27 protein-coding genes are annotated in these 25,580 nt (G+C 49.8%); 20 read left to right on the forward strand and 7 right to left on the reverse strand.

The window, feature by feature from the left end; genetic code table 11:
- Positions 1-60 precede the first annotated feature (60 nt).
- From ACZ5ZV_RS03225 to fliW, 5 genes are all read left to right on the forward strand, one after another.
- Positions 61-579: a flagellar protein FlgN gene (locus tag ACZ5ZV_RS03225; RefSeq protein WP_464119993.1), complete on the forward strand. Its 519-nt coding sequence runs from the start codon at positions 61-63 to the stop codon at positions 577-579.
- 84 nt (positions 580-663) lie between these two features.
- Positions 664-2,073 (forward strand): flagellar hook-associated protein FlgK, encoded by a 1,410-nt coding sequence (gene flgK, locus ACZ5ZV_RS03230; protein WP_464119994.1) that lies wholly within the window; start codon positions 664-666, stop codon positions 2,071-2,073.
- A 114-nt stretch (positions 2,074-2,187) separates the two neighbouring features.
- Positions 2,188-3,270 carry a flagellar hook-associated protein FlgL gene (gene flgL / locus ACZ5ZV_RS03235; RefSeq protein WP_464119995.1) on the forward strand — a complete coding sequence of 361 codons (1,083 nt, stop codon included), beginning with the start codon at positions 2,188-2,190 and terminating at the stop codon, positions 3,268-3,270.
- A gap of 60 nt (positions 3,271-3,330) precedes the next feature.
- Positions 3,331-3,558 (forward strand): carbon storage regulator CsrA, encoded by a 228-nt coding sequence (gene csrA, locus ACZ5ZV_RS03240; RefSeq protein ID WP_038451346.1) that lies wholly within the window; start codon positions 3,331-3,333, stop codon positions 3,556-3,558.
- Positions 3,559-3,800: 242 nt separating this feature from the next.
- The gene (fliW, locus tag ACZ5ZV_RS03245) at positions 3,801-4,328 is read left to right on the forward strand and encodes a flagellar assembly protein FliW (protein WP_464119996.1); all 528 of its coding nucleotides are present in this window, start codon (positions 3,801-3,803) and stop codon (positions 4,326-4,328) included.
- 50 nt (positions 4,329-4,378) lie between these two features.
- Here fliW and ACZ5ZV_RS03250 read toward each other — a convergent pair whose 3' ends face one another.
- Complete coding sequence (locus ACZ5ZV_RS03250) at positions 4,379-5,329, reverse strand: hypothetical protein (RefSeq protein WP_464119997.1); 951 nt, start codon at positions 5,327-5,329, stop codon at positions 4,379-4,381.
- Positions 5,330-5,420: 91 nt separating this feature from the next.
- Positions 5,421-6,644, reverse strand: a complete 1,224-nt coding sequence (locus tag ACZ5ZV_RS03255) for a DNA recombination protein RmuC (protein ID WP_464119998.1) — start codon at positions 6,642-6,644, stop codon at positions 5,421-5,423.
- Between the two features lie 118 nt (positions 6,645-6,762).
- Here ACZ5ZV_RS03255 and menA point away from each other — a divergent pair, with 118 nt between their 5' ends.
- The 4 genes from menA to ACZ5ZV_RS03275 are packed head-to-tail and all read left to right on the forward strand — an operon-like array spanning position 6,763 to position 10,092.
- Positions 6,763-7,650 (forward strand): 1,4-dihydroxy-2-naphthoate octaprenyltransferase, encoded by an 888-nt coding sequence (menA, locus tag ACZ5ZV_RS03260; RefSeq protein ID WP_464119999.1) that lies wholly within the window; start codon positions 6,763-6,765, stop codon positions 7,648-7,650.
- Entirely contained in the window at positions 7,647-8,639 is a 993-nt protein-coding gene (gene menC / locus ACZ5ZV_RS03265; protein WP_464120000.1) for an o-succinylbenzoate synthase MenC, read from the forward strand. Before menA ends, menC begins: the two co-directional genes overlap by 4 nt.
- Complete coding sequence (locus ACZ5ZV_RS03270; protein ID WP_464120001.1) at positions 8,615-9,778, forward strand: AMP-binding protein; 1,164 nt, start codon at positions 8,615-8,617, stop codon at positions 9,776-9,778. The genes menC and ACZ5ZV_RS03270 overlap by 25 nt, the downstream gene beginning before the upstream one ends.
- Positions 9,775-10,092, forward strand: coding sequence for a (2Fe-2S) ferredoxin domain-containing protein (locus ACZ5ZV_RS03275; protein WP_464120002.1), 318 nt, complete (start codon positions 9,775-9,777; stop codon positions 10,090-10,092). Before ACZ5ZV_RS03270 ends, ACZ5ZV_RS03275 begins: the two co-directional genes overlap by 4 nt.
- A gap of 6 nt (positions 10,093-10,098) precedes the next feature.
- Here the strand turns inward: ACZ5ZV_RS03275 and ACZ5ZV_RS03280 are convergent, their stop codons facing one another.
- On the reverse strand, positions 10,099-12,021 hold the full coding sequence (locus tag ACZ5ZV_RS03280) for a hypothetical protein (RefSeq protein WP_464120003.1): 1,923 nt from the start codon (positions 12,019-12,021) through the stop codon (positions 10,099-10,101).
- A 153-nt stretch (positions 12,022-12,174) separates the two neighbouring features.
- Between ACZ5ZV_RS03280 and ACZ5ZV_RS03285 the strand changes: the two genes are divergently transcribed.
- Positions 12,175-12,834 carry a hypothetical protein gene (locus ACZ5ZV_RS03285; protein ID WP_464120004.1) on the forward strand — a complete coding sequence of 220 codons (660 nt, stop codon included), beginning with the start codon at positions 12,175-12,177 and terminating at the stop codon, positions 12,832-12,834.
- Between the two features lie 16 nt (positions 12,835-12,850).
- On the opposite strand, the gene ACZ5ZV_RS03290 is transcribed toward ACZ5ZV_RS03285, so the two are convergent.
- The 3 genes from ACZ5ZV_RS03290 to ACZ5ZV_RS03300 form a co-directional block, all read right to left on the reverse strand.
- Positions 12,851-13,462: a L,D-transpeptidase family protein gene (locus tag ACZ5ZV_RS03290; protein WP_464120005.1), complete on the reverse strand. Its 612-nt coding sequence runs from the start codon at positions 13,460-13,462 to the stop codon at positions 12,851-12,853.
- A 152-nt stretch (positions 13,463-13,614) separates the two neighbouring features.
- Positions 13,615-14,070 (reverse strand): YkgJ family cysteine cluster protein, encoded by a 456-nt coding sequence (locus tag ACZ5ZV_RS03295; RefSeq protein WP_464120006.1) that lies wholly within the window; start codon positions 14,068-14,070, stop codon positions 13,615-13,617.
- A gap of 9 nt (positions 14,071-14,079) precedes the next feature.
- Entirely contained in the window at positions 14,080-14,508 is a 429-nt protein-coding gene (locus ACZ5ZV_RS03300; RefSeq protein ID WP_464120007.1) for an acyl-CoA thioesterase, read from the reverse strand.
- Positions 14,509-14,600: 92 nt separating this feature from the next.
- On the opposite strand from ACZ5ZV_RS03300, the gene ACZ5ZV_RS03305 reads away from it, so the two are divergent.
- The 6 genes from ACZ5ZV_RS03305 to ACZ5ZV_RS03330 all read left to right on the forward strand — a co-directional run bounded on the left by ACZ5ZV_RS03305 (position 14,601) and on the right by ACZ5ZV_RS03330 (position 20,690).
- Positions 14,601-15,557, forward strand: coding sequence for a polyprenyl synthetase family protein (locus ACZ5ZV_RS03305; protein WP_464120008.1), 957 nt, complete (start codon positions 14,601-14,603; stop codon positions 15,555-15,557).
- On the forward strand, positions 15,554-16,621 hold the full coding sequence (locus ACZ5ZV_RS03310; protein WP_464120009.1) for a prenyltransferase: 1,068 nt from the start codon (positions 15,554-15,556) through the stop codon (positions 16,619-16,621). Before ACZ5ZV_RS03305 ends, ACZ5ZV_RS03310 begins: the two co-directional genes overlap by 4 nt.
- A complete protein-coding gene (locus ACZ5ZV_RS03315) occupies positions 16,603-17,355 on the forward strand; it encodes a class I SAM-dependent methyltransferase (protein ID WP_464121383.1) in 753 nt (250 codons plus the stop codon). The genes ACZ5ZV_RS03310 and ACZ5ZV_RS03315 overlap by 19 nt, the downstream gene beginning before the upstream one ends.
- Positions 17,333-18,502 carry a hypothetical protein gene (locus ACZ5ZV_RS03320; RefSeq protein WP_464120010.1) on the forward strand — a complete coding sequence of 390 codons (1,170 nt, stop codon included), beginning with the start codon at positions 17,333-17,335 and terminating at the stop codon, positions 18,500-18,502. Before ACZ5ZV_RS03315 ends, ACZ5ZV_RS03320 begins: the two co-directional genes overlap by 23 nt.
- Before the next feature lie 23 nt (positions 18,503-18,525).
- Positions 18,526-19,419, forward strand: a complete 894-nt coding sequence (locus tag ACZ5ZV_RS03325; protein ID WP_464120011.1) for a PP2C family protein-serine/threonine phosphatase — start codon at positions 18,526-18,528, stop codon at positions 19,417-19,419.
- 131 nt (positions 19,420-19,550) lie between these two features.
- Positions 19,551-20,690 (forward strand): citrate synthase, encoded by a 1,140-nt coding sequence (locus tag ACZ5ZV_RS03330; protein ID WP_464120012.1) that lies wholly within the window; start codon positions 19,551-19,553, stop codon positions 20,688-20,690.
- 81 nt (positions 20,691-20,771) lie between these two features.
- On the opposite strand, the gene ACZ5ZV_RS03335 is transcribed toward ACZ5ZV_RS03330, so the two are convergent.
- Positions 20,772-22,502, reverse strand: coding sequence for a hypothetical protein (locus ACZ5ZV_RS03335; RefSeq protein ID WP_464120013.1), 1,731 nt, complete (start codon positions 22,500-22,502; stop codon positions 20,772-20,774).
- A 244-nt stretch (positions 22,503-22,746) separates the two neighbouring features.
- Between ACZ5ZV_RS03335 and ACZ5ZV_RS03340 the strand changes: the two genes are divergently transcribed.
- From ACZ5ZV_RS03340 to ACZ5ZV_RS03355, 4 genes are all read left to right on the forward strand, one after another.
- Positions 22,747-24,264: a L,D-transpeptidase family protein gene (locus ACZ5ZV_RS03340; RefSeq protein WP_464120014.1), complete on the forward strand. Its 1,518-nt coding sequence runs from the start codon at positions 22,747-22,749 to the stop codon at positions 24,262-24,264.
- Between the two features lie 103 nt (positions 24,265-24,367).
- On the forward strand, positions 24,368-24,766 hold the full coding sequence (locus ACZ5ZV_RS03345) for an HIT family protein (RefSeq protein WP_464120015.1): 399 nt from the start codon (positions 24,368-24,370) through the stop codon (positions 24,764-24,766).
- Between the two features lie 16 nt (positions 24,767-24,782).
- Positions 24,783-25,334 (forward strand): inorganic diphosphatase, encoded by a 552-nt coding sequence (locus ACZ5ZV_RS03350; RefSeq protein WP_464120016.1) that lies wholly within the window; start codon positions 24,783-24,785, stop codon positions 25,332-25,334.
- A 1-nt stretch (position 25,335) separates the two neighbouring features.
- Positions 25,336-25,578, forward strand: coding sequence for a DUF1653 domain-containing protein (locus ACZ5ZV_RS03355; protein WP_464120017.1), 243 nt, complete (start codon positions 25,336-25,338; stop codon positions 25,576-25,578).
- Positions 25,579-25,580 lie beyond the last annotated feature (2 nt).

Raw genomic sequence — 25,580 nt, forward strand, 5'->3', positions numbered from 1 at the left:
CCCAAGTAAGCCCGCGGACCTGTCCGCCAAAGCTTCAGCAAAGGCGGAAGGATGATAAAGATGGACGCAACAGTAGAAAGAGCGTTTCACAAGCTGGAAGCAAATCTCGAAGAACTTACAAAAATCTACCGTTCCCTGTTGGATATCGTTCGCAAAGAAAAAGAAATTCTTTTGAAAGCGGACCGTGAAGCTTTGGATGAAAGCAACAAACTTAAAGAAGAGCTGCTGTTCAAGCTTCGTGCGCAAGATTCTTTGCGCTCTCGCTATGCGATGGAGCTGGCGACAATCGTGGGTGCTGATGCGGAAAATCCGCGTTTGTTGGAGCTGGCGCAAAAACTGGCGGGCACTCCAGCGGCAGATCGTCTGCGCACGCAGCACGCGGCGCTGGATATTCTGATCAAACGAATCACCGAAATTAACAAAGAAAACGAAGAATACACAAAGTCCGCTCTGAATACATTGAACGGCGCTTTGAATAATATCAAAGACACGCTTTCCGGTAAGAAGACTTACGGAGGCAAGGGCCAGGTAAAACAAGGCCCTCAAGTCGCAGGCAACTTCGTTAGCAAAGAAGCCTGAGGCCCGGCTTGACCGGGCAGAGCCGAAGGGGCGGAGCCCCGCAGGCTGAAGCAGTAAACGGAACCCACCGGAGATGAGGATAGGATGTCTAAAATCTCGGCTATGATGGATACGGGTAAACGCTCTCTGATGAACTCTCAGACAGCGTTGCAGACGGTCGGTCATAATATCGCCAATAAATCGACTGAAGGCTTCTCTCGCCAAAGAGTGGAGCTTCAGACGAACATGCCTATCACGGAAGGCAATCTTCAGATCGGTATGGGGGCCCGTGCGGGTGTTGTGACCCGTGTGAACAATCCTTGGCTTGAAAAACAAATCCAAAAAGAAGGCATGAACATGGGCTTTCAGGATTCCCGCGCGGAAGCCCTGAGCCGTGTAGAACAGGTGTACAACGAACAGACCAACAAGGGTCTGAATCAGTACATGACGGATTTCTTCAATTCCTTCCGTGAGCTTTCCAACAATCCAGAAAGTTTGGCGTCACGTACCATGGTGCGTGAAACGTCGGTGGCGTTGACCAAAGATTTCGGTCGCGTGGTGGGACAGTTGAAAGCCGTGCAAGAAGATCTGGACGGTCAGGTGAAAACGACTGTTGAAGAGATCAATCAGCTTTCCAAGGAAATTGCCTCTCTGAATGAAAAGATTCAGATGATTGAAGTTCAAAACACTCCTGCCAACGACGAGCGTGACCGTCGTGATCTTTTGCTTAAAAAAATGGGTGAAAAGATCGATATTTCCTGGGCAGAGGGTAAGGATGGTATGGTGACCGTGACGGCGGGTCGCACGGCAATTCTGGTTTCCGGAATCGGTTCTTCAGAGTTGAAGGCCCAGCAGACAGATGCTCGTGACCGTGTCGAAGTCTTCTTCATGGGAAGCGGCAGCACCTCTGCCAACATAACCGAGCAGATCTCGGGCGGTCGTATCGGGGGGGCTCTGGATGTTCGTGACCGTGTCATTGAGGATCTTTTAAGTCACGTCGACAATATGGCCTACACTTTGGCAAAAGAGGTGAATACGGCCCATATCGAAGGTTATGACAAAACCGGCCGTAATGGGGTTTTGTTCTTTGAGATGCCCGATGCCGTCAAGGGGGCGGCGTCTCAGATCGCTGTTAACAAAACCGTTTTTAATGACGTGGGTCGTATCGCCACGGCGGCTCAAGCGGGGGCTCCGGGTGACAACACCGTGGCCAACGTGATTTCGTCCCTGCAGTATCGCCAGGTGATGGATGGTGGTACAGCGACCTTGGATGATTACTACAACACGCAAGTGGGTCAGATCGGTGCGATTGCCCAGCGTGCGGTGAAGTCACAGGAGTCGCAAAAGAATGTGATGTCTCAACTGACAAACATCCGCGAAAGTATCAGCGGTGTGAGTCTGGATGAAGAGACCACGAAAATGATCGAGTTCCAGAAAACTTACGATGCATCCGCGCGTTTGATCAAAACCGCCGATGAAATGTTTGATACAGTGTTGAATCTAAAACGGATGTAGCCGCCCTAGCGGGCAGAGCTGAAGCTCCGCTCTAGCGGGCAGAGCTGAAGCTCCGCTCTAGCGGGCAGAGCTGTAGCGGCGGCAGCCGCGTAAGCTGAAGCAGAGAAGGAATAGATGAGAATCGCAGATAAAATGGCTTTCAATCAGGTGAACCAGAATCTGACCAAAAACAGGTCGGACATGGCTGATTTGCAAAATCAGGCTGCGACTCAAAAACGTATCAACAAGCCATCTGACGATCCATTGGCATCAGCGCGTGTTCTGACGGCCCGAACTGAAGAACGTGGAAATTCTCAGTTTATTAAGAATATTAATAACGCCAAAAGCTTCCTGGAGTTCTCGGATCAGTCCCTGAGTGAGTTGACTGACATTCTGGTGCGCGCCAAAGAGCTGGCGGTCAGTCAGGCCAATGATGCCAGCGGAAACGAAGAAAGCCGTATGGTGACGGCTTCTGAGGTTGAACAGATTTACAATCAGTCCATCCAGATCGGCAACCGCAAGCTCGGTGAAAGATATATCTTTGGTGGGCAGAAAACTCAGACGACGCCGTTTAATCAAAGCGGCGAATACTTCGGCAACGACTCGGACATGAAGATTCAGACCCAGAAGGACGCTTTTGTGGCGATGAACCTTCCGGGCAGTAAAGTGTTCCTGGGTCGGGGCTTGGGCGGGGACGGGATCGTTCGGGCGCAGTATGAGACTCCGACGGATGTTGAGTCCTTAAAAGACTTCCAAAATCAGGAGATTCAGCGTCAAGAGCGCAATGAGCAGATCGACTCCAACTACTTGGAAACTCGCGGTCCTGCCTCGGAGCGTCGTTCCAGCCGCTTGGATAAGCAAGATCCGGTGACGGGGTCGAGCGGGGTGAACCTGTTCTCGACCCTGAAGAATCTTGAGATTTCCATGCGCACCAACGACAAAGAGGGCATCCAGGAAGCCCTGGACACCCTTGATCAGGCTATTTCCCAGGTGGTTTTGGCCCGATCTGAAGTTGGGTCCAGAATTATGGCGGTGAATAACACCATGGATTCCCTGCAAAAGGCTGTGGTGGACAATAAAATTACGGCTTCCCAGCTTGAAGATGCGGATGCCTTCCAGGTTATTTCCGACATCAATAAGACCGATAGCACGCTCAAAGCGACCCTCGAAACGTCTGGAAAGCTTATTCAGCCAAGCCTTCTTGACTTTCTAAGATAAAAATAATACCTACAGTTCCGCTTAAAACTACCGATAACGACTGCAGCAAAAGGAGTTGTCATGCTGGTTCTCACACGGAAGTTGGGTGAAAGCATCGCTATCGATGACCACATCAAAATCAGAGTAGTTCAAATTAAAGGTAAACAGGTCCGCCTAGGCATCGAAGCGCCCAAAGATACCAAAATCCACCGTGAAGAAGTTTACGTTGCGATCCAAGATCAGAATCAGCAGTCTGCCACAACAGATGCTGATAAGACGCGAAATATTGCTAAGCTATTGAAACCATAAAGGTTTCTTTAAACTTGTGCATAAAAAGGCCTGCATTTGATTGTCAGGCCTTTTTTCGTTTTTGAAATCCCTCCCAAATCCTTTCTGGCAAAGGCGTTGCGCCTGAAGCGGTCAGTCATCCTCTCTAGATTTTAATTGAGTCTCCCTAGATTTAGGTCCAGATTTATAGGTGTATTCACCGTCTTAGTGCCTTGGTGTGTCTAAAATAAGGGTGAATCTGTGTACCTGTTTGGAGGGGTTGAATGATCATTTCGACATCAAGATTCGGCCAGATTGAGCTGAAACAAGAAGATGTTCTGACTTTCACCGAAGGCCTTTTGGGCTTCGCTGATTTGCGCAAATTCGTTCTTCTTGATGATCCAAATGACGAGATCTTCGCTTGGTTGCAAAGCTGCGAAGCCCCCGCCATTGCCTTCCCCGTGCTTGAGCCTGAGCTGTTTGCTCCTCAGTACAAAGCCAACCTCACTAAAGGTGACATGGAAGCTTTGAAGCTGACGTCTCAAGACAAAGCTCGTTACTTCTCTATCGTGACAATCCCGGACGATCCTACACAAATGACGGCGAACTTGAAGGCACCCGTTGTGGTGAACATTGAAGCGCGCACTGCTCGTCAGTGTGTTCTTCAGGACAACAACCTGGCGATTCGTGAGCCGATCTTCACGAAGCTGCAACAGCGTGTGGTTCAGAACCCGGCTGTGGCGATCAAGAATCAATCCACAGGCATCGACGTTGCGACGAAGCTGACTGTGATTCGCGACGCTGAACTTTAATTTCAGAAGAATCAAAAAAAACGACGAAGGAGCCCGCAAGGCTCCTTTTTTTATTCCAAAGCATTGAGTTCGGCGTTCTTTTCCAGCAAAGAGGATTCCAGTTTTCGCACCTGCTGTTGCTGTTGTTCATAGGCCCGCTGTGTTTGCAGGATCTGTCGACGCAGGGATGTTTCCGAGATTGTGGACTGATAGATATCTTCTTGCAGATTTTGAATCTGGGATCGCATTCCCATAATTTCATTCTGCAGATCCTGGCGATTGCTGTTGATTTCGGCCAAGGCCTGTTCGCGGTCGGCTTGAACTTGGCTGGGGGCTTCCAGCGCTTGCGGCGACAGCAGGAGCTTTTCATTTTGCATCAGTACCAGCTGCTGTTCTTGTTGTGACAGCAAATCATTCAAAACGCTTAGTTCATTCTGTCGGGCGGTGATGTCGTTGAAGTTGGTTTGCCAGTAATTGAGTTGTTCCCTGGTCTGTTGGATGGCTTGTTGTTGTATTCGGATATTATCATCCAGCTGATCGCGGATCGCTTGCATCTGACTGTTTTGTGCCTTCAGAATTTCGTCTGCCCGACGATTGATATCCTGACTGAGTCGATCATAACTGTTGAGCTCCATCATGAAGTCTTGCAGTTGTAAATTGCTTTCTCGCAGTTCATTGGCATAGCTGTCGGGGTTGGGGGCCTGTGCATTTTCCTGCTGTCGGGCCTGCAGACTTTCCAAGGCTTGTCTTTGTTGTTCCAACTTGCGGTTTTCTTCCGTGAGTTGTTGTTGCAGATTTAAAGCCTCGCTGCGCAGCCGGGCCTTGGTGGCGGCAACAGCCTTGTTGTCCGGGGCTGCCGTTACAACCACAGGCGCGCTGGCGGGGCGGCGCTGCTGGATTTGTTCCACACGTTCAACAAGCTGTGTTTGGGTATTCTGAATTCCCTTGTACGAGCGAACCATCCACAGCGAAGCGCCGATGATGACAACCAGGGCGAGAAGAAAAAAGCTATTTCCAGTCATGAGGCCCCTTGATTAGACTAATTTTTCAAGGGGAGAGATTCAAATTTGATGGGCATCTTGTGTTCACTCACAAGATGCCAAAATGCAGAAACTAAGCCTGCTCCAACTGTGGCAGGGACTTCTCGGTCTTCGCACCCAGACGTTTCAGATCCTCGACCTGGTCGATCAGATTGCCGCGACCTTCAGAGACCTTTTTGATCACGTCTTCATGCGCTTTCTGCGCGTCTTCCAGCTTGTTCCCCAGGTGTTGAAGGTCTTTCAGCAGGCCCGCGAACTTGTCGTACAGAAGTCCGCCGCGTTTGGCGATTTCAAGCGCATTTTTTTCCTGACGATCTTGTTTCCACAAAGCCGCCACCGTGCGCAGCGTGGCCAGCAAGGTGGTCGGGCTGACGATGGCCACGTTCTTTTCCCAAGCGTATTGGAAAAGGTCTGGCTTCAGTTTAAAGGCCAATGCGAACGCAGGTTCCAGTGGCATGAACAAAATCACAAAGTCCGGGGAGATCAACTTGTCAGCTGCGTGGTACTTTTTGTCAGAAAGACCATCGATATGCTTTTTCAACGAATCAATGTGCAGCTTGCCCAGACGTTCCTGTTCTTCCGGAGTTTCCGCCGAAGAGTATTGCTCATAGGCGATCAGGGTCATTTTAGAATCCACAATCAGATGTTTTTCATCCGGCAAATTGACGATCACATCCGGACGTAAGATTTGACCATCTTCGCCACGCAGATCCATGTCCGTGCCTTGAATGATGTACTCTTCGCCCTTGCGCAGGCCTGAACGCTCCAGAATGTTTTCCAGAATCAGCTCGCCCCAGTTGCCTTGGGTTTTCACTTCACCCTTGAGCGCTTTAGTCAGGTTTTGAGTTTCAGCGGACATGACTTTGTTGAGTTCCATCAGCTTGGTCAGCTCGCCACGCAGAACCCCACGCTCAGAACGCTCGGTGGAATAAGTTTCTTCCACTTTTTTCTCGAAGTCTTTAATGCGTTCTTTCAGGGGTTCCAGAACAGAGGCGATATTTTTGTGGTTCTGGTCGGTGAACTTGGCAGATTTTTCTTCAAAGATCTTTTGCGCCATGACCTCAAACTGGGTGTTCATTCTTTGTGCCAGTTCATCCTGCTGCTTTTTGGTTTCGGCCATCAGGGATTTTTGTTCCTTCAGGCTTTGTGACAGAAGATCATTTTTCATCTGCGCGGCCAAAAGATCCGCCTGCATCTGGGCCAGGTCTGCGGTGTTTTGAGCTTTGAGTTTAAAATAAACCAACAGTCCGGAAATCAAGGCTCCCGCCACAAATGCCAGTGCTGTCCATACGCTCATAAAACCCCCTTGAGATCATCGAATTCATCCCCTTTGTGCCCTTAGAAATTCTTTTGGTCACGCGAAAAGAATCTGATACAAAGAGACTGGATTTTAACTCTTAACAATGCGATGCAAAATGACCTCTGCTGGCCAAATTAAAAGTATTCTTCTCGCTTTTCGTCCAAAAACTTTGACTGCTGCCCTGGTGCCCTGTGTGGCGGGGACGGCGCTGGTCAAGGCGATCGGCCTTTCCTGGGATGGGTGGGTTTTGTTTTACGCACTGATGGCGTCCTTCCTGATTCAGATCGGAACTAATTTGGTGAACGATGCCGTGGATTTTAAAAAGGGCGCGGATACGGAAAAGCGCATCGGTCCTCAGCGCATTACGCAAGCCGGGATTCTTTCGGCTAATCAAGTGATGCTTTTGGGGTCCTTGTGTTTCCTACTGGCGGTGCTGTGTGGGATTCCGCTGGTTCTGAAAGGCGGCTGGGTGATCGTTGCTATCGGGATTGCCTCTGTTTTGATGGGCTATTCATACACCGCAGGCCCCTTCCCTTTGGCGTATCTGGGGTTGGGGGACTTGTTTGTGATTATTTTCTTCGGCCTGCTGGCGGTGATGGGAATCGTCTTCCTGAACACCGGGGAATGGATGGTCGAGGCGTTTGTCCTAGGTTTGCAGATCGGTCTGCATGCCACAGTGCTGATTGCAATCAACAATCTGCGCGATCACACCGGGGATCGTTTGGTGAACAAAAAAACTTTGGCCGTTCGCTTTGGAGTGAAATTTTCCCGCTGGGAGATTGCCGCTTTGAGCTTCCTGCCGTTTGTTTTGAATCTTTACTGGTGGTTTGAAGGATACAAAATTGCCGCGATCGTTTCTTTGCTGGCGATTCCTTTGGCTGTCAAAATCACCAAGAATATTTTCAACACAGAGCCCAGTCCGTCTTACAATAAGTTTCTGGGGCAGGCGGCGGGATTACACTTGGTGTTTGGTCTTCTTATCGCGTTAGGATTTGCCTTTTGATTAAAATCTTCTTTCACCCTTATTTTCTAAAGCCCATGACCGTCCTGAATGCGGCCTCCAAGCCCACAGCACGGCAAGGGGCTTTGCTGCGGGTGGAATGGAATGACGGACATGTGGGCTATGCGGATTTGCACCCCTGGCCTGAACTGGGTGATCTGTCTTTGGCGGAGCAACTGGAAGATCTGCGATTAGGGCGTATGACCACGCAAATCGAGCAAAGCATCTGGCTGGCTCGTCGGGATGCGGTCTTAAGAAAACAGCGCAAGAACGTGTTTGATGTGGGTGAAAAGATCCGTAATAACTTTTTGCTTTCGAACTATCAGGATTTAAAGCCGGGTTTTCTGGATGAACTTAAAAAAGAAGGCTTCACCACCGTAAAAGTCAAAATGGGGCAGGATCTTCAGCAAGAGGCGGTGGCTTTGACTCACCTGGCGGCGGCAGGCCTGCGCATCCGACTGGATTTCAATGCGCTGGGAAGCTGGCAGATTTTTGAAAAGTTCATGACGGTACTTTCCCCCTCAGTGCGTGCTTTGATCGACTATGTGGAAGATCCATTTCCGTTTGATTTCCATGCCTGGAATGAGGCGCGCAAGCTGTGTAAGATCGCCTTGGACAATCAATATGATAAGGTTCCGTGGGGAAAAATTCCGTCGGCGCCTTTTGATGTGATCGTGGTTAAGCCCGCGAAGACAGACGTGGATAAAGCCGTGGGATACTGTCAGAAGTGGAATCTCAAACTGACGGTGACCAGTTATATGGATCATCCCGTTGGGGTGATTCATGCCCTGGGTGTTGCGATGGACCTCAAGAAACAGCACGGTGATATGGTGCTAGAGGCAGGCTGCCTGACCCATCGACTGTTTCAGATGGACTCTTTCTCGGCGGAGATAGGAACTCAAGGACCGTATATACTAAAGACCAAAGGAGTCGGTGTCGGCTTTGATGCTTTGTTGGAGGCTTTGCCGTGGCAACCCGTTCAAAGACCTTAGACCTTTATTCTTCCGACAACGAAATTCTGCTCAACCCACGCTGGCCCGAGGCGGACTATCAGGCTTTGTATAAATTGGCCCAAGACACGCAGGATCTTTTGAATCTGCAGGGTCATGTGTGGATTGCGACCTCGGGTTCGACGGCTCATTCAATTTCTGCCACCAAACTGGTGGCGCTTTCTAAAAAGGCCCTGATGGCTTCTGCCAAGGCTGTGAATGCCCATCTGCAAAGTACTGAGCAGGACGTCTGGACTCAGGTGCTTCCGCATTTTCATGTGGGGGGGCTGGGGATTGAAATTCGTGCGGCTCTCAGCGGGGCGAAAGTGGTGGCTGCCCTGAAAGAAAACCGCTGGGATGTGCATCACTTCTATCAAACACTCCTCAATGAAAAATGCACTCTTTCGGCTCTGGTGCCGACGCAAGTTTATGACCTGGTGGCGCAGGGCTATCGTGCTCCGTCCCATATGAGGGCCATTGTCGTCGGAGGCGGTGCCTTTGAGTTGGATCTTTATAAAAAAGCGCGCGCCTTGGGTTGGCCGGTGCTTCCCAGTTATGGGATGAGCGAGACTGCCTCGCAGATTGCCACGGCATCGTTGGAATCACTCAGTGGGCACGAGTTCCCGGTGGTGGGATTGTTGCCCCATGCGAAAGCTCGCAAGAACGCTGAAGGATATCTGGAAGTGTGGGCGGAATCTTTGTTCAGTCTTTATGCTCAGAACACCCCTGAAGGCCCCCGTCATTGGAATCCCAAAAAAGAAGATGGCTGGTTCACTACGGAGGATCGTGGTGAGGTTGTTGAGGGCGCACTGAAAATTGAGGGCCGCAGCAAAGACTATATCAAGATCGGTGGCGAGGGCACCAACGTGGCTCGCCTGCGTGCTGTGCTGGAATCGTGTGCTTTGCATTTAAATCCGGACTGGCCGGTGAAGGTGACATTGCTGGACATGCCTTCTGACAGGTTGGGGGCCGAGATTCACGCCGTCAGTCTTTTGTCTGAAGCAGACACGCAAAAAGTCCTTCAGTTGTATGCGGAAAAAGTGCTTCCGTTCGAAAAAGCTCGTAAGATTTACTATATGTCAGAGATTCCGCGCAGTGAGTTGGGTAAAATCCTGTGGGCGGAGTTGAGGAGAAAACTATGAAACACGAAAAGAATCCGTGGTCCAAGGGTATTGTGCTGATCTGCACGAAATGCCATAAGTCCATCAGTCCCAAACTTTTGGAAGAAGAGGGCAATAGCGCCGAAAATCTGAAAATGTTCCTGAAAAAGAAATTTAAAGAATCCGGTGATTCTTCCAAGATCCGCGTGGTGACTTCAAGCTGTTTGGATGTTTGTATTGATGACACTCAAGCCATCACCTATGCCGGCACCGATGGGGACACAGAAACTTTCGCGATCCATCCGGAAAAGGACCGCGAAAAGATCCTGAAATACCTGCACGAAAAAATCGACTAGTGCAGCTTACTTGAAGATCTCACTGAAGTCGGCCCCCATGTAACCGGCTGTGCTGTTGACATAAATCGTGAAGGAAGTTCCGGCAAGACCCAAAGTCTGTATGTAGACGGTCCCGATACTTTCACCTTCAGTGATTGTCAGTGGTGTCGAGCTGCCGCCGCTCATCGGGGTCATGCAGTTCGGATCAGCATAAAGCGGTGCCACCCCACCGGGCGTCAGATACACCTGCAAAGCCGTTGTGATCGTGCTGGGGGCTGTCTTGAAGATTCCCGCTCCATCAATGAGCCCCACAGAGATAGGCTTGCAGTTCCCGGCCGTCAGATCCATGGGCGCAATTTTAAACTGACGGGCAATGGAATGAATGTCCACAAGAGGCGTGGCCGAGGTCAGGCCGGAAGCCGTGATATTGAAATGATATGTTCCGGCACTGGATGCCATGGGGCGGAAGTACACGGTGGCGCTGCTTTTATTTTTTGCGATGGTGGTGGAGGAGATCGGCGAGGAGCAGCCCTCATCAGAGTAAAACTGACCCAGGCCGGATTCCTGTGTTGCCAGACTGACATTCAAAGCGCCCGTCATTGGCAGTAACGAGCCATTGGCATTCGTTGTAAGAACTTGGTACACGTTGCAATCACCATTAACGATATTACGCGGACCTTGGAACTCAAGTCGGGTCACCGTATTTTTGTCACTGAGATCCGCCCGAAGATCCCAAGGTTGGGCATCATAAGTCAGAGAGTTGCCCGGTGATCCCGCCGCTGTAAATTGGAAGGCGACAAAACTTTGTGTGTCAGCCCCGCTGGGGACAAACTTCATATAAGCCTTAAGAACCGGATCATAGCTGGTGAAGCTATATTCGGTGGCTTGATTCATACAGAATTCGTCGGAATAGAACTTCAGCCGCGCATCCGTGGCACTGAGATTGAGAGTGCCGCCAAATTGATCGTTGGCAGGACTGTTGTTGTACATCTGCGAGCGGATTCGTAGTGGATAGCAGACATTTTTATAAAGTTGCGGGACAGTTTGTTCCAGGGACAGCCAGCGTTGGGTGGAGGAATACTCTGAACTGCGCAGAATCACATTGGTCGCAACGGGGTTGGCGGTCAAAGCTGACAGGTTCGACAGTGTGAAGGCCAACAAACCATCAATGGGCGTATTGGGGAAGCGGTAAATCACTTCGGCATAATCGGATCCTGCGGGGATCTTGAACGTGTCGCTCGGATTAATGCTACTGTGACAATCTCCCCAGTTGGAATAAGCTGTGATGGCGCTAGCAGTGTTGCCTGAAGCACTTTGACTGATTTTGAAAGTAACGTCGGCGCTATGAGCGACTCGGTATCCGGAAGCATTGCTAATATAAACGAAGAAAGAACCACATTGATTTGCTCCCGCATATCCGCGGGGCCAGTTTTTTTCCAAATTCAAGGTTGTCGCGACAGAGCTTCCTCCGCCAGCGCCGCCGCCGTTGCCGGGACTCATATCCAGAAGGGTCAGGGTTTCCGTATCGCCAATCACGGACAGACCTTTGATATAGATCGCGTTCACATCATCCGACGTGCTGATACCCCAAAGGTTGAGCAGATCATTCTTCGTCAGATAAATATCAAAACTGCCATCAGCGCAATCGGTGTCATTGGTTTGCCCCACTGGCAGAGAGGTGTTCGTTGAATCAGGAGTGGTCGGAGCCTGGTGCCATGCCTTCTTGTCAAAACTGACAAGCACGGTGCTGACCCGTGTGTCGCAGCTTCCTTGGAGGCGTGCATAGTTTTGAATTTCAAATTCCTGCTGGAAAGGGTTGGTCCCTTTCAGCGCGGGCGCCGGAAGCTTTTTCCCCAGCGGAGACATCTCCATCTCGGGCTCTTTACATCCGACCAGGATCAAGCATGTAAACAAAAAAGCGGTGAGTTTTTTACCAGTTACGTACGTCATGCTGTACTTTTCGACAGGCTCTTAGGACCCCTTAAGCGTCAAACTGAGAATCGGCAGTGTTCTTGTTCGAATGTAAGGTCTTTGCATCATTTTGACCGAGCATGTCTTGAGTCTGCTCACATTCAGCGGAATAGTGAAATGGAGGGTCTTAATATGAAACACTTGTTGTTGATTTTTGTTGTGATGAGTTCGGTGTCTGCTCAGGCCATTCCCGTCCCCGATCCCGTGCCGGGCGTGATGGCTGCCTTGCAGTTTTGCACGCAGATTGAGGACGACACAGTGATCCCAGCCTGTGTGCGAATCGAAAGTTCCGCAAACTGGTTTACCAAAGAAGCCCTTCCGATTTGCATGCAGCAAAGTTTCGATGAAGATCGAGTTCGCTGTTTACGCGGTATTCAAAACAGCCATATCCGTGTTGAAGAAGTGCAGGTCTGCGAATCCCTGACCTTTGATGATGAAAAGGCGCGCTGTCTGGCTGAGATCAACAGACCTTTTCCTTATCGAACCCGTCTGAAGGTGGATCCGACTCCAGGACTGCAGGCGGCTTCACGATTGTGTCAGTCATTCTTCACTGATGAAGACAAGCGCCGTTGTTTAAGAGAGCTCACCGCCGCCGAACTCTTCACAGTGGATGCGGTGGGATTCTGCGCGGACCGTTTTTCTGATGACGAAAAGATCCAGTGCCTGGCGATTTTGCGCAATAAGTTTATTGTCGCTGATGAAGTTAGAATCTGTGAGAAGGTTTTCACCGATGAAGGCAAGTTATCCTGCCTTCAGGGTGTGGAACGAAAGTATCTGCTGCGTCGCCCCTAGGGCAAATCTTGGGGGCTTATTTCGTTGGGCTGACTTTGCAGATTTCAACCAGAGTTCTTTCTTTGGTTAAGGCAAAGATCTCTTCGATTTCCGCGTTGGTCACAGCCACGCATCCCAGTGTCCAATCCAGTGGATGGATTTTGCTGATGCGCTCGTATTTTGCCGGATTCGACGGCAAGCCGTGAATCATGATATCGCCGCCCGGGGAGCGACCCTGGGATTTTGCATACGCGATGTCGTCTTTATTTGGATAGTCCACGTGCAAGGATTTGGTGAAAGCACTTTGCGCATTCTTGTAGTCGATGGTGTAGATTCCTTCCGGAGTTTTTCCGTCACCTTCGAATTGTTTGTGACCGATGAAGTTCCAGCCAAAAGCCACGGTGTAAGTTCTTAGCAAAGTTTCTCCGGAAACCAGATAAAGCTGGCGGCGGTCTTTGGAAACGACGATGCGTTCGACGTTTAAACCTTCGCGCTTGATGCGCTCCACAGATTCGCGGCTGCGATCCAGAAGTTTGTCGATGCGGGTGATGTCATCGCAGAATTTGTAGGAGCGATCCTTTGGGTTGCCCGCAAAAGCTTGTACGGAAAGAAGACTTGCTGCCAATAGGGGGAAGATGAGTTTTTTCATATGGCATCCTTGTACCATATTTTGTCGGCCCCCGAGAATTGCAAGTGCGGAATCTAGTGGAGAAGGAAGGTAATTCAGCATTGTCAAAGGAGTCGACAGTGCGCTCTGACAAGACAGTATTCAAAGGGACAAAAATGGGCAAAAAAGGGGGCTTATTTGCCCCAGCCTTTTTCACTTTTGATCTGTTCGCGGATCTGCTGCTCGATTTTTTCAGCCGGGATCACCGGACCCTTACCCACGCCAGGGCAGAAGGCTTTGACATCCTTAGCCCAGGACTTGGCGTTCATCACCTCGGGCCAGAACGGCCAGGTTCGGCACTGGGTGGGGCGCGCTTCATAGACGCTGCAACCTTTGCCTTTTAAGAACATACAATCCGGATTTTTGGGATCCTCTTTCAGATGCCAGATACCACCGGTCATCTCGCAGTACTTACGAGTGAAGTCACCCGTGCGCATTTTCAAGTGTTTGGCAAAACGCTGGCGGTCTTCCAGACTCAGATAAACGAAGCCATATTCGCCGTGGGAGGTGCAGCACTTGCCTGAACCTGTGCACTCAAAACGAACGCCTTCGCGCCACCATTCTTTTCCGGTAAATTTAAAATCTTCCATCACGCTCCCTTAGCAACCCTGACCGGTGGATTCCAAATAGGGCTCCAGGCGCGATTTCATCAAAGTTGGCAATGCAGTTTTTTGTTTGGTCTTTCCGTCAAGCACGGCATGGACCATGGTGACGACGGCGTTTGTTTTGTCGTTGCGGCTAAAGACGTATTTCATTTTAAAGGAAGTCTCACCAAAACTCGCCACACAAACGTGAATGTCATAGGTTTCGCCCGGCACGAAAGGTGCCAGATAGTTAGCCTCCGAATGGCGCAGGGGAATGATCAGCTCGCGGCTGCCAAACCATTCATTCCATGTGTAGCCCGCCTCGATGATAAATTGCTCGAAAGCGTCGTGGGCCAGGCCAAAAATATTTCCGAAAAACATGATCCCCGCGGGGTCGGCTTCCCGGAAGGTGATGGTCTTCTTTGTGTGAAAGACTTTATTCATAATGTCTCGGACTTTACGGCCTTTGATCCCTTGACAGCAAGCAGATAAATCGCGAAGTTAGCGGGACAAGTCGCCCTCTTGAGGAGTTAAAATTGCAACGCAGCGTCATTGATCTGAAAGTCTATGATTCAAAGGATTTCCCGGCCTATCTGCCGAAGCTGAACAAGCTTTATGACGATCTCTTTTCCGGCGGCAAAGGCTTTCGTGCAAAATTGATTCGTATGATGGCGGCCAATTTGGGGATCGAACCCAAAACCGAGCTTTTGTTGTCTCAAACAATCGAGTTCATCCACAACGCTTCGCTGTTGCATGATGATCTGATCGACCGCTCTCATCTTCGTCGTGGAAAGACAGCGGCCTGGCTAAAGTACACTCCTGAATACGCGGTACTGGCGGGCGACTATCTGCTGGCGCGAGTGATGGTGAATCTGTCCGGTCACGGGAACATCAAGCTGGTTCAGTACACGGCCGAAGTGATTTCGGATCTTTTGGAAGGGGAGTGGCTGCAGGACTCTGTGGTCGGTGACTTCTTTGTGACCATCGAACAACTGGATCGCATTCATAATCTGAAAACCGCAAGTCTGTTCAAATGGTGCATCCGTGCTCCGTTCATCGCGCAAGAGCGCTACGACGAAGAATTGCACAACATTCTGTCTGAGATGGGAACTTTACTGGGGCAGTTGTTCCAGCGCAGTGATGATCTTTTGGACTATGACATCCGCAACGATGAAGGCAAAGCGATTCTGGGCGATTTGAAATCAGGTTATCTGAACTCTTTCGGTGCATTCATGTGCCAAGGGGCCACTCGTCATGAAATTGATCAAATCGTCAAAAGTAAAAACCTGGAACAATTCTATGCCAACGTGGGGGGAAAAGCCCGCTTTGATCAGAAGCTTCTGGAATTTGACGAAATCAACAAGGGCCTGATCAAGCTGTACGATCATCATCTGGAGCGTCTGAAAACCTTCCTGAAGCCGGGCGAGGAAAAACTGATCGACCAGCTTCGTCCGTTGACAGAGATCCTGTACTGGAGAAGGAAGCCTTCGTGAGTGAGCTGATCACGCTTTCCAAAAAGAACCCGGAGTTTGAATCTTATCTGCTCGGAACATTTTCAAAGACTCAACGGGCGCTGCCACAACAGACGCTGAATGTGAATTCGGCTGCTGAAACGGTGACGTTCAAAGTGATGTCCTTAAATGAAATCCCCAAGCCGTCTTTGTGGATGGCGATTGCACAGATTTATAAAGTTCGCAGCTTTCTTTTGATTTTCCTGCCGCTGCTTTTGATCATGACCAAGAACGTGGATGATCACACCATGCAGGACCCGGTGACGACAATCATCGCCACTGTGGGGGGCTTGCTGGCTTTTATTGCCGTCAATTTGCGCAATGATTATATGGACCACATGAAGGGCGTGGATCGCGTGCTTGAGCGCAGCGGCAGCCGCGCCATTCAAAGTGGATGGGTGACTGCGGCTCAGGTAAAAAGTCTGTCCACCGTCTTCTTGGTTTTGGCCATCTTGTGTGCGATCCCGTTGATTTTTGCTTTTCCAGAACTGGCCGGAATTATTGGCGCCAGTCTGGGTATTGGACTGTGGGCGCAGTTTAAAAAACAGAATTCTTTCAAATATCGTATCGGCGGGGAGCTGGCGCTCTTTGTGATGTTAGGGCCCTTGCTGACAGTGGGATTTCAGATGTCCATGGGGGTTCCTGCGGATATCGAAAGCTTCTGGCTGGGATGTGTTTGGGGCTGGTTGATTCTGTTCATGGTTCACTTGCGCAACTTCATGAACATCTTCCCCAGCAGTCAGGCAGGGTTCACCAACACTGTGAATTGGCTGGGGTTTGATAAAGCCCGCAGACTGATCGCGGCGTGGTGGGTTTTGTTTGTGATCTTCAATCTGGCTTATCATCTGTTGTACGCCGGATTCTACTGGGGCTTGTATTTGACGGTTGTGCTGGTATTTGCGTCGGTGGGATTTATCCATAAGTTAAAGAACATCTCCAGCCCTGTTGGCAGCGACATGAAAGCTGTTTTCCGCTCTGGTTTTTATTTGTTCCTCTTGGCCATCGGCATGTGGGTTTTTGAGTGTCTATGGTATCTGCTCCGCTAGGCGGCTCTCGCATATGTGTCAGGGCCGATGACGCCGGCCTTGAAAAAGCTCAAAAGTGGGCGGCGTTTTTGCAGGCGCCGCTCAATCCGGAAAATCCTGAAAACTATTTTTTCCATTTCTGTGTCGAAGGCGACCGCGTGTTTGTGCGCGATCTGGAAAAGCGTCTGCTGGAAATCGACTTTGATAAGAATCATCTGGATTATGAGCGCAAAGGTCATCGCGGCAAGAATGAGCTGATCGCCAAGGCACTTGGGGTTGCAAAAGGGGCCCGACGCATTCTGGATCTGTCTGTAGGTATGGGCATCGACAGCGTGTTCCTGACTCAACTGGGGTTCACGGTCACTGGTGTGGAGCGGTCCCCGGTGCTGTATGCGCTTTTGTCCGAGGCCTTTGCTCGCACGAAAAAAGATTATCTGAAGTCCTATCAGCTTCATTTTGGCGATGCGCTGGAGTTTTTAAAAAAGAACAAAGGCCTGCTTGAAATCGACTCCATTTATTTTGATCCGATGTATCCGCACAAAAAGAAGTCCGCTCTTCCCAAGCAAGAGATGGTTGTATTTAGGGATTTGGTCGGACATGACGAAGATGCCAGTCTGGTTTTGCAAGAAGCCCTGACCTGGCCTGTGCAAAGAGTGGTGGTGAAGCGCCCCATGCAGGCGGAAGAACTGCTGCCGGGAGTTCGTCATTCCTATGAAGGAAAGGTGGTTCGCTATGATACTTATGTGGTTGGGTAGTTTTGTTCTGATGCTGGCCGGAATGGTGTATTCCCAGCAACTTCTGGCAAAGCTGCTGTCCGGTCTGCAAAAAAGTTTTTTGGACAAGGGTTTGGAAGCAAAGCTCGGCACGATGTTCGTACGTGCCTTCAGTGTGGTGATGCTGGAGGTTTCTTCGCAAAGATCCTTGTATTCGGGATTGGCGCTTTTGAATTTGCGAGTTCTTCCGGCCCGTCCCAGTGCACTGGTCATGTGCTTAAGCACGCTGGGGGCGTGGTGGGTTCTGATTCTGGGTGTACTATTTATGAGCTTCAACGGCTTCTTCCTGTTAGGGGTTGCCGGTCTTTTGTGCCTGACAGTTTTTGTCGGCGCTAAAACCCGCAACGTTTTGTTGTTCGTGGGTGCCGTGGGGCTGTTCCTGGTGGGCGGCGAAAGCATGCTTCGTAATTCCAGTGTGATTCAGACAATTCTGGGGCAAAGTGATTTGGCTTTCTTCCTGGCAGATGGTCGTTTCCCGACGGTGGTGACTTTCTTTGTGCTGGCTGCTGCTTTAAGTCTGGTGGTGCAGATTGAGTTCTGGTCCCTGGCGCTGGCGTTGAGCCTGCTTCTGACAAACACGATCGCTTTCAACGGAGCCCTGGGGCTTGTCGCTGGGGAGCGTGTGGGGCGCATGATCTTTTTCTGGTGGCAAAGCCGATCCCTAAATCAGCAATGCCGCCGTATGGCCCTGCAGTTTGCGGGTGTTTCTGCGCTGGGGGCAGTGGTGGGCCTATTGCTGGCGGGTGAAATCAGAACTTTCCTGGGCTTGGGATTCACTTCCGGTCTGGCGTCATTTCAGGACAAGAGCTTACAGTTCGTGTTGCTGTTTGCATTGATTTTGGCAACACAGTGGATGGCACAGATGATCTGGGGTCACTTCGGGGCCGAAGCTCCGGTGGATGAAATGCAGGATGCGAAATATTTTGGCTCAAACTGGAAAGCCTGGGGTTTGTTGTCAGCCCCCGTGATGGTTTGGGCTCGTGAAAAGGTCCACAAAAGACACAGCGAGATCCGCTATCATCTGCAGGGATTAGGAACCCTGACAGAGGGGCAAGTTCCGGCACCGATACAGGCTCGACTAAAGGCCGAAGAAGAACAGTTGAATATGTTCCTTCACGACTGGCACTAAAAAAGCCTTTAAGATAAGCCGTCATGGCAAAAGAACAAGACGAACTCAAAGAGCGAATTTCAGAACTTGAACACGAATTGGCGGTCAAGGAAGCCGAGCTTCATCGCTATCGTCTGGAACTGGGCAAGGCCAATGGGGCCCTGGAAAAAATGATTGTGCAAGTCAGTCAGGAACTGAAACTGGCGCAAAGTCTGCAAAAGTTCCTGTCTCCTACCGAACTGCCCAATGTGCAGGGCTTTGAGTTCAGCACCAAATTCCTGCCGGGCACTCGGTCCGGCGGTGATTATTTCGATATTTTTGAACATGAAGACAAGCTGAAGTTTGGGATCCTGATTTCCAGTGCCAGCGGCTATTCGCTGTCGTCATTGTTGCTGTCCATGATCATCAAAATTTCCTCTCAGATCGAAGCACGCCGGGGGCTGGAGGCACACAAGGTTGTGGCGCTCCTGGCCAAGGAAGTGGTTCCCAATATTCAGAACGAAGACAAGGCCAGCGTCTTTTACGGGATCGTGGACCGTCGCAGTTTTGAAATGCAGTATTGCTCCGTCGGCAATATCGACGGCTTTATGCAGGTCTACGGGCAAGAAGGCTTGGTGGAGCTTCTGCCGACAGGTCCGAGTCTCAGTAAAGACTTTAACACGGAGCCTCAAAGTCGAGTGATCCAGCTCAATCCGCGAGACCGCCTGATTCTGGCGACGGAAGGGCTGAAGATGTCTCAGAATTCCCTGGGTGTGAACTGGGGTGGACATGGAATTTCCGAGGCAATTTCTCGGGCCCCGAAGCAAGGGGTGCATGAGCTGCGTAACGAGGTTCTTTTCGCCAATGAGAAGTACTCCGGCAAGTCGGACCCAGTACGAGATCAGACCTTGATCGTCACCGAAGTCAAAGATCGAGTCATTAAACTAGCTTCCCGCTAGAACCTGATTGTTACTATGTTTTCAGTGGGGTTGTTTATGCGACTTTGGGGCGGGAACTCCGTGACAACTTGTCAAAATTATTGATAAGTCTACAATGCTATTGAAATGAAAAAGTCAGAAAGGAAACTGCGATGGCTGAAGTAAATATCTATGAAGGCGCCTTGGACAAGGGTTTGGAAGGCGTAGTTGCATGTACGACGAAAGTATCATTTATCGTCGGTGATTCTCTTAATTTCCGTGGTTACACGATCGAAGATTTGGCTGCGAATTCCACTTTTGAAGAAGTCACTTACCTTCTTTGGAACGACAAACTTCCAAATGCTCAAGAGTTGGCGGCGTTCTCCACTCAGCTTCATAATGAAATGGCTTTGAGCCCTGAGTTCATCAAGGTTCTAAAAGCAATCCCTACAAATGTTCATCCAATGGGCTGGCTGCGCACTGCGGTTTCTTTGATGGCACACTGGGATGCAGATGCTAACGACAACGGCGCTGAAGCAAACTTGCGCAAGTCTGTTCGTTTGACTGCCAAAATGGGAACTCTTCTTTGTGCGTTCGATGCTATCCGCAAAGGCAAAGAGCCTGTAACTCCAAAAACTGACAAATCCATCGCTTGGAACATGATGTACATGTTGGGCGGCGGGGTTGAGCCTAAAGCTGAGCACGTAAAAGTGATGGACACTTGTTTGATCCTTCACGCAGACCACGAGTTGAATTGCTCTGCTTTCGCAACTCGCGTAACGGCTTCTTCTTTGTCTGATCTTCACTCTGCGATCGTTTCTGCGATTGGTGCGTTGAAAGGTCCTTTGCATGGTGGTGCGAACGAGCAGGTTATCCTGATGCTGCAAAAAATCGGCACGATGGAAAAAGCTCAGCAGTTCGTTAAGGACGCTTTGGCGGCGAAAGAAAAAGTGATGGGTATCGGTCACCGCGTTTACAAAAACGGCGATCCTCGTGCTCGTATCTTGCGTGGCATGTCTGAAAAGTTGACTAAAGATGCTGGTATTCACCACATGTACGAAATGTCCACTTTGATCGACGACACCATGTTCAACGAAAAAGGTTTGATGCCAAACGTGGACTTCTACTCTGCAACGGTTTACTTCTCTATGGGTATCCCGACAGATTTGTTCACACCAATCTTTGCAGCGTCTCGTATTTCCGGCTGGTGCGCTCATGCTTTCGAGCAGTACGCGAACAACCGTATCTACCGTCCTCGCGGCAAATGGGCTGGCAAAGAGGGTCTGAAATGGACTCCGGCCAACCAGCGCTAAGATCTGGATTTGATTCAAGGCTTAAAACAAAGAACCCACACCTTCAAAGTGTGGGTTCTTTTATTTTCAGCAGTTGTTTTGTTACTCGCACTTGTCCAGAGCTTTAGGGGCTTGTTGCTGCACGGCTTGTTTGCAGCTCTCGGGGATGGCTGCTTTACTTAGCTGCGCCAGTTGCAGAGCGCGGAACAGGCCAGTGGAATGAATGGTCTCGGTATCCTCTTTTTCGACCTGAAGGCTTGGAGTCCCTTCTGTCGAAGCAAAGAGACAGCCATAATTGTTTTTTCCGTTCAGGCTGTTTTGCATGCCGGTCATAACTTTTCCGGCAATCACGTCTGCAAAGTCTTCTTCAATAAAGCGGGTGCTGCCCTGTTTGCCTGCCAGGCAGGATTTTTGTGAGTTGAAGCTTTGGCTGAATTTTGAGACCAAATGGCCGAATTCATGTGCCAGAATCGCCACGCCATAGGATGGTTTTTTCACCGACAACCAGCTGGCTTTGATTCCAGTATCCGTCGTGTGGGCGGCATCAGAGATCCGCAAATCCACCAGGTGGAAGCAGTTAGTTGGTTTCGGGTTGATGGTCATCGAAAGGATGGTGGCCAGGGTGAACGTGCCAGAAGTATCCAGGTTTTTAAGGTCACTGACGGCGTCTTTGGAATCAGCAGTTAAATCCTTCAGGCTTTGGGACCAGAATTTCACGGCCTTCTCGTTTGTCATAGGGCTGTAGACGACGGCCTTTTGTACAACTTGGTAGGCGGGGTCCTGAGCGCTTAACAAAGAAAGGACCTGCTTGCGAACTTGTTCAGTCGTTGCTTTGAAAGCGGTCACTTCACTTTCTTGCGGATACAAATTCAGGGCTTGGGTCATTTCTTTTTGGCAAAGGTTCAGCATTTCCGTTTTAAGGGACTCAAGGTCTTTCAGCTGTTCTTTCAAAGTGGCCTTGCCATAGATTTGTTTCATCTCTGCCAGATCCAGGTTGATTTGCTGGGCGATGTTGTTCTTTTCATCCATCACGGCATCGATCAGACGCAAGGCAAAGCTGTTGTCAGCCAGACCTTCAAGTTCATCCATTTCAATGACTTCGCCATTCAGGAATCTTTGCAAGGCTCCGGTTTTCATATTCAGGATGCGGCCTTTGGCTGCATTGTTGATCTTTTCTTCCAGCTCCAGAATCTTGTTGATTTCAATCTTGGTTGCATCGGTCAGATTCTTGCCATTGTGGATGGCAGTGAAATAGGCCGATGCCCCTTTTACTTGTTTTAACGTATGTGCCTTAATAAAGGCTTCATTGCCCAGAAGGCCGATAATGGTTTTCTGGGTTTCGGTGGCTTCGGGACGAACAAGAACATAGATGGCCTTGATCAGGCGGGCTTGATCCTCTGCGATTTCAACTTTGTCAAACTGGGCTTCTTTTTCAGCGAAATATGCCAAAGTTGCCGAGGTCTGTTCGATACGGGCGTTGACTGTCGCCAGCACTTGGGGGGCAAGGTGTTCATCATAATATTTTTTCAAAGTCTCGTTGGCACTTGCCGCATCGGTCATCAGTTTTGTCAAAGAAACCTCAGCATTGGCGGCGCACAGATCCTGATAGCAGCGTTGGCCGACAGTCAGATTGGAAGCGTCAGCGGTTGTTGCTGGGTCTGAAGTCTTCTTGGTGTCTTCAGCTTGTTTTTGAGAAGTCGTGCTTTTTTCAGCAGCTGGCTTGGTTCGCACTGTGTGAATGCTCGCACCGTCGATTTTTTCTTTCTTACAGGCGGTCAGTGTTGCACACGAAGCAATCATACCCAAAGTCAGCATTGTTTTAGACCATCTCATTTTGAGACCTCCCAAAAAAGTTCAACAGGTGTAGATCTTTTATGCGATCAGCTCGCATTAGATTTCCTGCGGCAGCAAGAGTCCTGTCACATTTGGTAAGGAGCAAACCTGAAGCCAGAAAAATGTCTAATTGCATGAGATGGGTTTAGTTTTGGAAATCTTCCGGGCAGAGGCCCAGTCCAACCCTAACATTGCAGCCCGTTTATGGCCAAAATTTAGATAAGGAAGAACATGAGGAGGGGTTATGGAGTTGATACGTCTCATGGTTTTCTGGATTGTTCTGAGCCTGTCCCTGCTTGCGAATGCACAGACTCAAAAGGAGTACCTGACCGTTGTAGATAGAATATCCTTGCAGGATCTGCGCGAGGCGATGATTCGGTCCGGAGACCACGGTGTGAATGCAAAGAGCTACTGGAGTGATGCCATGGAGGCCACTTACCTGCAGGATTCAGGTAATCCCAACCTGAAGGCTCAGGCCAACTTGAATTTTCTGCGGCTTTTAAGGGATGTGTCGTCGGGTGTGGTGGATCCGGCCTTGGTGGGGGTGGATGTCAAACTGACCCGTAAGTCATTTCTGACAGTGAAAGAATTGGAAGAAAAGCTGGTCGCCGCAGCCTCCAATCCATCGATCTTGCTGGAGGCGTTGTCACCACAGTCCCCGCAGTATTTGGCTTTGCGGGACAGCCTTCGTAAAATAGACCGAATCTGTCAAGCCGGGGAATGGGGTCCTCTTCCCAAGGTGAAAAAGACATTGAAGCTGGGAAGCAAAGATCCAGTTCTGATTCCGTTGAAAACACGCATGTCACAATTGGGATATCCGATGAACAATCTGGACGATGTCTTTGATGACAAAGTTTTTGCGGCGGTGAACGACATTCAATGGAACTTGCGTTTTAAGCCCGACAGTAAAATTTCTCCGGGGGGTAAGACGTGGAAATATTTGAATGTGTCTTGTCAGGATCGAATGCGTCAGGTGCGTCTGGATATGGAAAAGCTGCGCTGGTTTCCACAGCACTTTGAAGATCGTTATATCTTTGTGAACCTGGCGATGTCCTATTTCAGCCTGGTGGATAAGACGGGTGGCAGCCTTTACACCATGAGCTTTCGCACGATCAATGGACGTCCTGAAAGAAAGTCTCCCACTATGAAAGACAAGATCGTTTACCTGGTCATCAATCCATTCTGGGTAGTGCCACCGACGATCTTCCGCGAAGACAAAGTGGAGGAAATCAAAAATCTATGGCCCTGGGAAATCCGTCAGTACTTTGATCGTCACAACTATGAAGTCTGGAACAAGTCCTTCACGCAGAAGCTCGATCCGGCCAGTATCGACTGGTACAACATGGATCCTAATCAGGACGCCAATATCTATATTCGGCAAAGACCTCATCGTATGAATGCCCTGGGTTCTTTGAAGTTTATGATGACAAACTCTTATGCGATTTATTTGCATGACACGAATCAAAGAGAGCTCTTTGCCGAGCCACACAGGCTGCTCAGTTCCGGGTGCATAAGAGTTGAAAAGCCTGTGGATCTGGCAGAGTACTTGATGCGGGGAACGGCTTGGGATCGTCGCGCCATTGAAAGATATATGGCTAAGCCCGGAGAGGTTCTTGAAAATGAAACCCGAGTGCAGCTGAAGCAGCACATGCCGGTGTATCTGGTCTTCCTGACATCGCAGCAGAGTTCAGACGGTGTACTGAGATTCGCAGAAGATTCCTATAAGCAGGGCCCCCGTTTGTTACGCTTGGGTGCGTGGTAACTGCTGCTTTCTTAATGGGGAGTGTTGAAGATGTTGGAGGACTGGCCAAACGTCACTGATTAAGGCATGATTTTTCTGTACTATTTTAATTTGAGGAGAAATCATGCCATCTGTATTCACAAAAATCATTTCCGGCGAACTGCCTTGTTACAAAATCTATGAAGATGATCGCGTCCTGTCTTTCCTGGCATTGGATCAGGTCAATCTGGGGCATACACTGGTTATCAGTAAGGAAGAAATCAACCATTGGACAGAGGTTCCTGCAGAAACCTATGCTCACCTTCACAAGGTGTCCCAGAAAATCGGCAAGGCTATTTTGAAGGCGGCAGGTTCACCGCGTGTCGGCCAGATGGTGGCGGGATTCGAAGTGCCGCACTACCATTTGCACTTGATCCCGGCTTGGTCTATCCCGGACCTGGATTTTAAAAGAGCTCAGCGTCGTTCCGATGCAGAGATGAAGCAGATTCAGTCTGAAATTATCAAGCATCTGGAAAACTTATAATTCCTGGAGGTTCCCCATGAATCCTTGGCATGACATCAGTCCTGGCGAAAAGGCTCCGCAGATCGTAACGGCATTGATTGAAATTCCTCGGGGCTCTAAAACCAAGTTTGAACTGGACAAGGCGTCAGGTCTGCTGAAGGTGGACCGTGTGCTGTACAGCTCGGTTCACTATCCGGCAAACTATGGTTTTATTCCCCGCAGTTATTGTGGTGATAATGATCCGTTGGACATTCTGGTGCTGGGACAGGCAGAGGTTTATCCGTTGTCCCTGATGCGGGCTCGCCCGGTGGGTTGCATGCGGATGATTGATCAGGGTGAATCAGATGACAAAGTCATTGCGGTCCACGAAGACGATCCGGAGATGGCACATGTGCAGACGATCAAGGATCTGGCGCCTCATAAGCTCAAAGAAATTCGAAACTTCTTTGAGATCTACAAAGGCCTGGAGAATAAGAAGGTCGAAGTGGAGGGCTTCCTGGATCTGCCTGAAACATTGAAGATCATCAATGAATCCTTCGAGCTTTATGAAAAAGAGAAGGAAAAACTTCTGAAAGAAGCGGGAAGATAGGATGCAAGATTCCAAGCCAGAAACAGACATTATTCCCGGCGCTATTTATCAGCACTACAAAGGTCGGCTTTACAAGGTCATCGGACTGGGGCATCACAGTGAAACACTGGAAGATGTGGTGCTGTATGAGTCTCTGTATGACAATCCTGTGGGACGCCTGTGGAGTCGTCCGGCTCACATGTGGAATGAACTTGTGGATGTAAACGGGGAAAAGGTGCCACGTTTCAAGTTCCTGTTTAAATAGGA

The sequence above is a fragment of the Bdellovibrio sp. HAGR004 genome (assembly GCF_055397015.1).

Excerpts from the sequence above, each read along its gene's own strand:
- ACZ5ZV_RS03225 (WP_464119993.1), top strand. The coding sequence starts at position 61 with ATGGACGCAACAGTAGAAAGAGCGTTTCACAAGCTGGAAGCAAATCTC.
- ACZ5ZV_RS03275 (WP_464120002.1), top strand. The coding sequence starts at position 9,775 with ATGAAACACGAAAAGAATCCGTGGTCCAAGGGTATTGTGCTGATCTGC.
- flgK (WP_464119994.1), top strand. The coding sequence starts at position 664 with ATGTCTAAAATCTCGGCTATGATGGATACGGGTAAACGCTCTCTGATG.
- ACZ5ZV_RS03330 (WP_464120012.1), top strand. The coding sequence starts at position 19,551 with ATGGCTGAAGTAAATATCTATGAAGGCGCCTTGGACAAGGGTTTGGAA.
- ACZ5ZV_RS03285 (WP_464120004.1), top strand. The coding sequence starts at position 12,175 with ATGAAACACTTGTTGTTGATTTTTGTTGTGATGAGTTCGGTGTCTGCT.
- ACZ5ZV_RS03350 (WP_464120016.1), top strand. The coding sequence starts at position 24,783 with ATGAATCCTTGGCATGACATCAGTCCTGGCGAAAAGGCTCCGCAGATC.
- ACZ5ZV_RS03250 (WP_464119997.1), bottom strand. The coding sequence starts at position 5,329 with ATGACTGGAAATAGCTTTTTTCTTCTCGCCCTGGTTGTCATCATCGGC.
- ACZ5ZV_RS03355 (WP_464120017.1), top strand. The coding sequence starts at position 25,336 with ATGCAAGATTCCAAGCCAGAAACAGACATTATTCCCGGCGCTATTTAT.
- ACZ5ZV_RS03315 (WP_464121383.1), top strand. The coding sequence starts at position 16,603 with ATGGTATCTGCTCCGCTAGGCGGCTCTCGCATATGTGTCAGGGCCGAT.
- csrA (WP_038451346.1), top strand. The coding sequence starts at position 3,331 with ATGCTGGTTCTCACACGGAAGTTGGGTGAAAGCATCGCTATCGATGAC.
- ACZ5ZV_RS03345 (WP_464120015.1), top strand. The coding sequence starts at position 24,368 with ATGCCATCTGTATTCACAAAAATCATTTCCGGCGAACTGCCTTGTTAC.
- ACZ5ZV_RS03255 (WP_464119998.1), bottom strand. The coding sequence starts at position 6,644 with ATGAGCGTATGGACAGCACTGGCATTTGTGGCGGGAGCCTTGATTTCC.
- menA (WP_464119999.1), top strand. The coding sequence starts at position 6,763 with ATGACCTCTGCTGGCCAAATTAAAAGTATTCTTCTCGCTTTTCGTCCA.
- ACZ5ZV_RS03300 (WP_464120007.1), bottom strand. The coding sequence starts at position 14,508 with ATGAATAAAGTCTTTCACACAAAGAAGACCATCACCTTCCGGGAAGCC.
- fliW (WP_464119996.1), top strand. The coding sequence starts at position 3,801 with ATGATCATTTCGACATCAAGATTCGGCCAGATTGAGCTGAAACAAGAA.
- ACZ5ZV_RS03280 (WP_464120003.1), bottom strand. The coding sequence starts at position 12,021 with ATGACGTACGTAACTGGTAAAAAACTCACCGCTTTTTTGTTTACATGC.
- ACZ5ZV_RS03320 (WP_464120010.1), top strand. The coding sequence starts at position 17,333 with ATGATACTTATGTGGTTGGGTAGTTTTGTTCTGATGCTGGCCGGAATG.
- ACZ5ZV_RS03340 (WP_464120014.1), top strand. The coding sequence starts at position 22,747 with ATGGAGTTGATACGTCTCATGGTTTTCTGGATTGTTCTGAGCCTGTCC.
- ACZ5ZV_RS03335 (WP_464120013.1), bottom strand. The coding sequence starts at position 22,502 with ATGAGATGGTCTAAAACAATGCTGACTTTGGGTATGATTGCTTCGTGT.
- ACZ5ZV_RS03295 (WP_464120006.1), bottom strand. The coding sequence starts at position 14,070 with ATGGAAGATTTTAAATTTACCGGAAAAGAATGGTGGCGCGAAGGCGTT.
- flgL (WP_464119995.1), top strand. The coding sequence starts at position 2,188 with ATGAGAATCGCAGATAAAATGGCTTTCAATCAGGTGAACCAGAATCTG.
- ACZ5ZV_RS03290 (WP_464120005.1), bottom strand. The coding sequence starts at position 13,462 with ATGAAAAAACTCATCTTCCCCCTATTGGCAGCAAGTCTTCTTTCCGTA.
- ACZ5ZV_RS03325 (WP_464120011.1), top strand. The coding sequence starts at position 18,526 with ATGGCAAAAGAACAAGACGAACTCAAAGAGCGAATTTCAGAACTTGAA.